General features: G+C 56.3%; 5 protein-coding genes. 4 read left to right on the top strand and 1 reads right to left on the bottom strand.

From position 1 onward, the window contains the following. From C5O24_RS10265 to C5O24_RS10250, 4 genes are all read left to right on the top strand, one after another. A partial coding sequence (locus tag C5O24_RS10265) for an MATE family efflux transporter (protein WP_240604967.1) occupies positions 1–551 on the top strand: 551 nt, incomplete at its 5' end. Positions 552–563: 12 nt separating this feature from the next. Beyond that, positions 564–2,765: a DNA primase gene (dnaG, locus tag C5O24_RS10260; protein WP_107035412.1), complete on the top strand. Its 2,202-nt coding sequence runs from the start codon at positions 564–566 to the stop codon at positions 2,763–2,765. A 64-nt stretch (positions 2,766–2,829) separates the two neighbouring features. Continuing rightward, positions 2,830–3,333 carry a CvpA family protein gene (locus tag C5O24_RS10255; protein WP_107035413.1) on the top strand — a complete coding sequence of 168 codons (504 nt, stop codon included), beginning with the start codon at positions 2,830–2,832 and terminating at the stop codon, positions 3,331–3,333. A 57-nt stretch (positions 3,334–3,390) separates the two neighbouring features. Further along, positions 3,391–3,942 (top strand): DUF308 domain-containing protein, encoded by a 552-nt coding sequence (locus tag C5O24_RS10250; RefSeq protein ID WP_161553876.1) that lies wholly within the window; start codon positions 3,391–3,393, stop codon positions 3,940–3,942. A 113-nt stretch (positions 3,943–4,055) separates the two neighbouring features. Here the strand turns inward: C5O24_RS10250 and C5O24_RS10245 are convergent, their stop codons facing one another. Further along, on the bottom strand, positions 4,056–5,363 hold the full coding sequence (locus tag C5O24_RS10245; protein WP_107035415.1) for an inositol-3-phosphate synthase: 1,308 nt from the start codon (positions 5,361–5,363) through the stop codon (positions 4,056–4,058). Between the last annotated feature and the right edge of the window lie 324 nt (positions 5,364–5,687).

Raw genomic sequence — 5,687 nt, 5'->3', positions numbered from 1 at the left:
TGCTGGGGGCGTTTGTGCTTGCGGCATTTCAGATCACTGTGATCATAGGCACTTTAGGATTCTGTGTCTACTACAGCATGGCAGCAGCGGTGTCGGTGCTGGTGAGCAACGCTGCCGGTCTGTCCGACCGGCGTCTGATGCGCCGCACGGCTTTTTCAGGTTATCACATACTTCTGGCTCTGGCCACTTCGGCGTCGGCCGCTTTCATTTTCTTCGGACCGGAGATCATACGACAGTTTACCCGCGATCCGGCTGTGACAGCCACTGCCGTGTCGCTTATAGTGCCGCTGGTCCTATATCAGTATTGCGACGCCACTCAGATCAACTTCGCCAACGCTCTGCGCGGCACTTCGAAGGTGATGCCGATGGTGTGGATCGCTTTTGTGAGCTACGTGGTGGTGGGTATGCCTGTGACGTATCTGATGGCTTTCACGGCCTCAATGGGTATCTACGGCATATTGCTGAGTTTCTCGGTGTCGCTGTTTCTGGCGGCGGTGCTGTTTCTGGCCTATTTCATCCGTCATACGCGCCGAAACCGAAAGATTTCGTAACTTTGCCGTGCCATGGCAAGGATCGACGATGCTACAGTAAGAAAGATCAACGACACCGCCGACATAGTGGAGGTGGTGAGCGATTATGTGCGCCTTAAGAAGCGCGGAAGCGGCTATATAGGGCTGTGTCCGTTCCACAACGAGCGCACGCCGTCGTTTTCGGTGTCGAAATCGCGCAATTTCTGCAAATGTTTCAGTTGCGGCAAGGGTGGTTCGCCGGTGGGCTTCATCATGGAGGTGGAGCAGGTGGACTATCCCGGAGCACTGCGAATTCTCGCCCGAAAATATGGCATAACGATTGAGGAGCGTGAGCTGACCGACGAGGAGCGTCATGAGGCATCGGAGCGAGAGAGTATGCTTGCGGTCAACGACTTCGCCATGCGTTGGTTTGAGCGCAACATACAGCAGACCCAGGAGGGCCGCGATATCGGACTGGCCTATTTCCGTCAGCGCGGCATCGACGAGCGCATGATAGAGCGCTTCCATCTGGGATATTCGCTCGACCGCCGCGACGCTCTGCGCACGGAGGCTCTCCGTGCGGGATATACCGACGAGTTTCTTGAGAAGACGGGGCTGATCATACGTCACGAAGGTGGCGGCATAAGCGACCGCTTCCGTGCGAGGGTGATATATCCGATATTCACGCTTTCGGGCAAGGTGGTGGGCTTCGGAGGGCGCACTCTGCGCTCCGACAAGACGATGGCGAAGTATGTCAATTCGCCTGAAAGCGTCATCTACCACAAGAGTACGGAACTATACGGCCTTTATCAGGCCAAGCCTTCGATAGTGCGCAAGGACAAGTGCATACTTGTGGAGGGCTATATGGATGTCATATCCATGCATCAGGCGGGCATTGAGAATGTCGTGGCTTCGTCGGGCACATCGCTCACGGAGGGGCAGATCAGGCTCATACACCGTTTTACGGAAAACGTGACGGTGATCTACGACTCAGATCCGGCGGGCATCAAGGCGTCGCTGCGCGGCATCGACCTGCTGCTTGCGGAGGGTCTGATGGTGAAGGTGCTGCTGTTGCCCGACGGCGACGATCCCGACTCTTTCGCACAGAGCCATCCGTCGTCGGAGGTGGAACGCTACATAGAGGAGAACGAGGGTGATTTCGTGAAGTTCAAGACCGATATCCTGATGAAGGATACCGACCGTGATCCGATAGCGCGCAGCCGGGCTATGACGGAGATCGTGCGCACCATAGCCGTGATACCCGAGATGATGCTCCGCACCACGTATATAGCCGAATGCAGCCGTCGGTTCGGTATCAGCGAGGAGCTGCTGACGCTGCAGGTGCGCCGCGAGATGGCCGCCCGTGCGGAGCGCCAGGCCACGGAGGATCGTGCCCGGCAGGCGCGCCGCAGCTGGGAGGAGCAGTCGTCGACGGCACCGGCAGCCGCCACGCCCGCACCCGATGTGGCGCGACAGGCCGCCGGGAATGCCGCGGTGGCACAGGCTTCGCCGGCCAACCGTCTGGCGCCTTATGAGCGCGAGATATTGCGCTACGTGCTGCGCTACGGTCCGCTGTATCTCGCTGATATGACCGATGACCAGGGGCATACCTATCCGATGAATGTGATCGAGGTGGTGGCTTCGCTTCTGGAGCAGGATATGCTGCAGTTCTCGTATCCGCCATACGCCGATACGTATGCGGCCGCCCGCAGTCTTATGGCGCGTGCGTGGCCCGACTATATAGCCCGGCAGCGGCAGCGGCTTGAGCAGGCCCGCGACGAGCGTCTGGAGGCCGGGCGCGAGGAGATACGGCGCACGGCGATGGATATGGCCGAGATAGAGCGCTGCGAGCAGGAGCTGCAGCAGAGTGTGACGTCGATGGTCGACGAGGGGATGGAGGAGGCCTCGCGCACGTTCATAAGCCGCGAGCTCGGCGTGGACTCCGACGATACGGTCAGGAAGGTGACTCTGTCGCTCGTGAGCGAGCGGCATAAGCTGAGCAAGATACATTCGAAGTTTTCGCGCGTGGAAACGGAGCGCGATAAGCTCATAGAGCTGGTGCCGATGGCAATATACAACCTGAAGGAGGCTATCATAGAGCAGCGTCTTGCGGCTCTGAGGGAGGAGCTGAGGCGCTGTGGCAGCGATCCGGAGGCATGCACCCGCATCCTCTCCGACATGGGCCAGCTCAACGAAAGCAAGAAGAGTCTGGCCGCCTATCTTGGAGAGCGGACGATCACTCCGCGACGCCACTGACGGGTGGATTTCCGGCAGTGAAATTCATGCATTAAGTAGATCCGCTATAAACTTCAACAGCATTATGTCATACGTAGATATCATATTAATCGTTCTCGCGCTCGGCGCGGCAGTCATAGGCTACCGCAGGGGCGCCATACGTCAGGCAGCGTCGATAGGGGGCATTCTCGTGGCTCTGTTTGCGGTGAGGATGGCCGGTGACAAGGCCTCGGCCGCAGTAGCCGGTATGATCGGTCAGAGTCCGGCTGACTATGCATCCCGCATCATAGGCTGCGGGCTGCTGTTCGTTGCGGTGTGGGGCGGTTGCTGGCTGCTTGGCCGCATGCTGCGGCTGTCGGTCAGAGCCGTGATGCTCGGTGCGGTCGACAGTGTGGCCGGATCGGTGTTTCTGATTTTCAAATGGGGGCTTGTGGTGAGCCTGCTTCTGAATCTGTGGAGAGTGGTATCGCCCGACAGCGGTATATTCGTGTCATCGCGTCTGATGGGTGGGCGGATTTTTGCGGCTGTGATGGATATGGCGCCCGCTGTGATGGGTTTTCTGCGCGATTCGTTCATGGGTGCCAGCTGATCGGGAGATTGAACATTTGAGTGCCTGATGCCGTTTGAAATAGAAAAAGTTTCGACTATGAAAACGGCAAACAACTGGTTAACGACAATTATTGTATTTATTGTGGGCGTGCTGCTGATCGTGTGGCACGGCCGTCTTGACGTGCTTCAGTGGATAGTGATGGCTGTGGGTCTTATGCTCGTGATCCCCGGCGCCTATAGTTTTATTTCGGCAATAGCGCGTCGTTCGCATGTCCAAGGGGAGTATTCGGCGGCCTCATCCACTATAGTGGCGAGCCTCGGAGCGTTGGCTCTGGGTATATGGATGCTTGTCACTCCGGCTTTTTTCGTGGGTCTGCTGGCATATATATTCGGTGCGATCCTGGTGCTCTACGGCATATTCCATATCGTGGTGATACGGTTCTGGAGTTCGCCTTACGTGCTGCCGTGGTGGTTTTATGTGATCCCGGTGCTGATGATCGTCGCCGGTGTGGTGATACTGTGTTCGAGCGTCAGGGATATGGATTCGGCCGTGGTGCTGATCATGGGTATCTCGCTGGTGGCTTCGAGTATCAACTCGGTGCTTGAACATGTGAGCACCCATCCGAGCCGCACGCGTGACGCGGCCTGATCGATGTCATTGTCTTCAGTTTCATTTTCCCATAATAGAAGAAGCTGTCTCCGCCTGGGCGGGACAGCTTCTCGATTATCTGTAGGTTTGTCAGTTGGACCTGAGGCTGCTTATCAGTCGATCTCCTCGTCGGCCTCGTAACCGCCCATCTCGCGGATGGCGTTCTTGAGCATGACGTACTGCTGGAAGAGGTGGTTGACGGGAACCTCACCCTTGGTGTAGTCGTGCATCGGGCTCTTGAGGAAGAAGCTGAGGAAGCGCTGTATGCCGTGACGTCCGGCGCGTGCAGCGAGGTCGCTGAGCAGCACGAGGTCGAGGCAGAGGGGAGCGGCGAGGATCGAGTCGCGGCAGAGGAAGTTGATCTTGATCTGCATGGGGTAGCCCATCCATCCGAAGATGTCGATGTTGTCCCAGCCCTCCTTGTTGTCGTTGCGCGGGGGATAGTAGTTGATGCGCACCTTGTGGTAGTAGTCGGTGTAGAGGTCGGGCTGCTCTTCGGGTACGAGGATCGACTCCAGTGTCGAGAGCTTTGAAACCTCTTTGGTGCGGAAGTTGGCGGGTTCGTCGAGCACGAGTCCGTCGCGGTTGCCGAGTATGTTGGTCGAGAACCATCCCGAAAGGCCGAGACAGCGTGTGCCGATGATGGGTGCGAAGCCGCTCTTCACGAGTGTCTGTCCGGTCTTGAAGTCCTTGCCGGCGATGGGCATGCCGGTCTGCTCCGACAGCTCCCACATGGCGGGGATGTCGACGGTGGTGTTGGGTGCGCCCATGATGAAGGGTGCGCCCTCTTTGAGTGCTGCGTAGGCGTAGCACATCGAGGGAGCGATATGCTCTTTGTCGTCGGCTTTCATTGCAGCCTCGAGGTCGGCGAGAGTGTTGTGGACTTTCTCGTCAACCGGCACGTAAACCTCGGTTGAAGCGGCCCAGAGCACAACCACGCGGTCGACGCCGTTCTCTTTCTTGAAGCGGCGGATATCCTCGCGGATCTGTTCGGTCATGTCCCAGCGGTCCTTGACGTCCTTCACATTGTCGCCGTCGAGACGCTTGGCATAATTCTTGTCGAAGGCGGCCTTCATGGGAACGATCTTAATGAGTTCGTCCTTCACGGGGTTGATGTCCTTCTCCTTGAGCACTTCGCAGTTGATGGCGCTCTCGTATGCGTTGGCGGGATATACGTCCCAGGCGCCGAACACGATGTCGTTGAGGTCGGCGATAGGCACGATTTCGTTGTATTTCAGATATTTTTTGTCAGCACCTTTGCCTACACGGATTTTGTCGTACTGCGTCATCGAGCCGACGGGCTTTGCGAGGCCTTTGCGGGCCATGAGTACGCCGGTCATGAAGGTCGATGATACGGCGCCGAGTCCTACTACGAGTACGCCGAGCTTTCCTTCTGCAGGCTTGACAGTTGATTTGCTCATAATTAAGTATCTGTTAAAATTAAATTACGTTAGTGATTTAATTGGTTGTTAAAAAATCTTTAGAGGGCGGACTTTTTGACGAAAGCCGAAAAACGAGCGTAAAATTACCCCTATTTTTTCAATTGCAAAAGAATTTCAACAGTTATCTTCATATTGATTAGTTAAAGATGCCAAATTGGGATTATGAAGAGTTAATATAAAATAAATATGTGGTTATCTAAAAGGAGTTGTGTTAATGTATGTATATCACGCTTTGGCCGGATATAAAGTCATTGTTTGCCGATGATGGTGAGAATGTCGGCAAGTGCGCTTATCTGCGAGGGG

This window comes from Paramuribaculum intestinale, assembly GCF_003024925.1.
GTDB classification, from domain to species: Bacteria; Bacteroidota; Bacteroidia; order Bacteroidales; family Muribaculaceae; genus Paramuribaculum; species Paramuribaculum intestinale.
The sequence above is the reverse complement of the archived record's forward strand: the minus strand, read 5'-3'. Positions and strand labels throughout refer to the sequence as shown.

Coding starts and splice junctions, on each gene's coding strand:
- dnaG (WP_107035412.1), top strand. CDS start 564: ATGGCAAGGATCGACGATGCTACAGTAAGAAAGATCAACGACACCGCC.
- C5O24_RS10255 (WP_107035413.1), top strand. CDS start 2,830: ATGTCATACGTAGATATCATATTAATCGTTCTCGCGCTCGGCGCGGCA.
- C5O24_RS10250 (WP_161553876.1), top strand. CDS start 3,391: ATGAAAACGGCAAACAACTGGTTAACGACAATTATTGTATTTATTGTG.
- C5O24_RS10245 (WP_107035415.1), bottom strand. CDS start 5,363: ATGAGCAAATCAACTGTCAAGCCTGCAGAAGGAAAGCTCGGCGTACTC.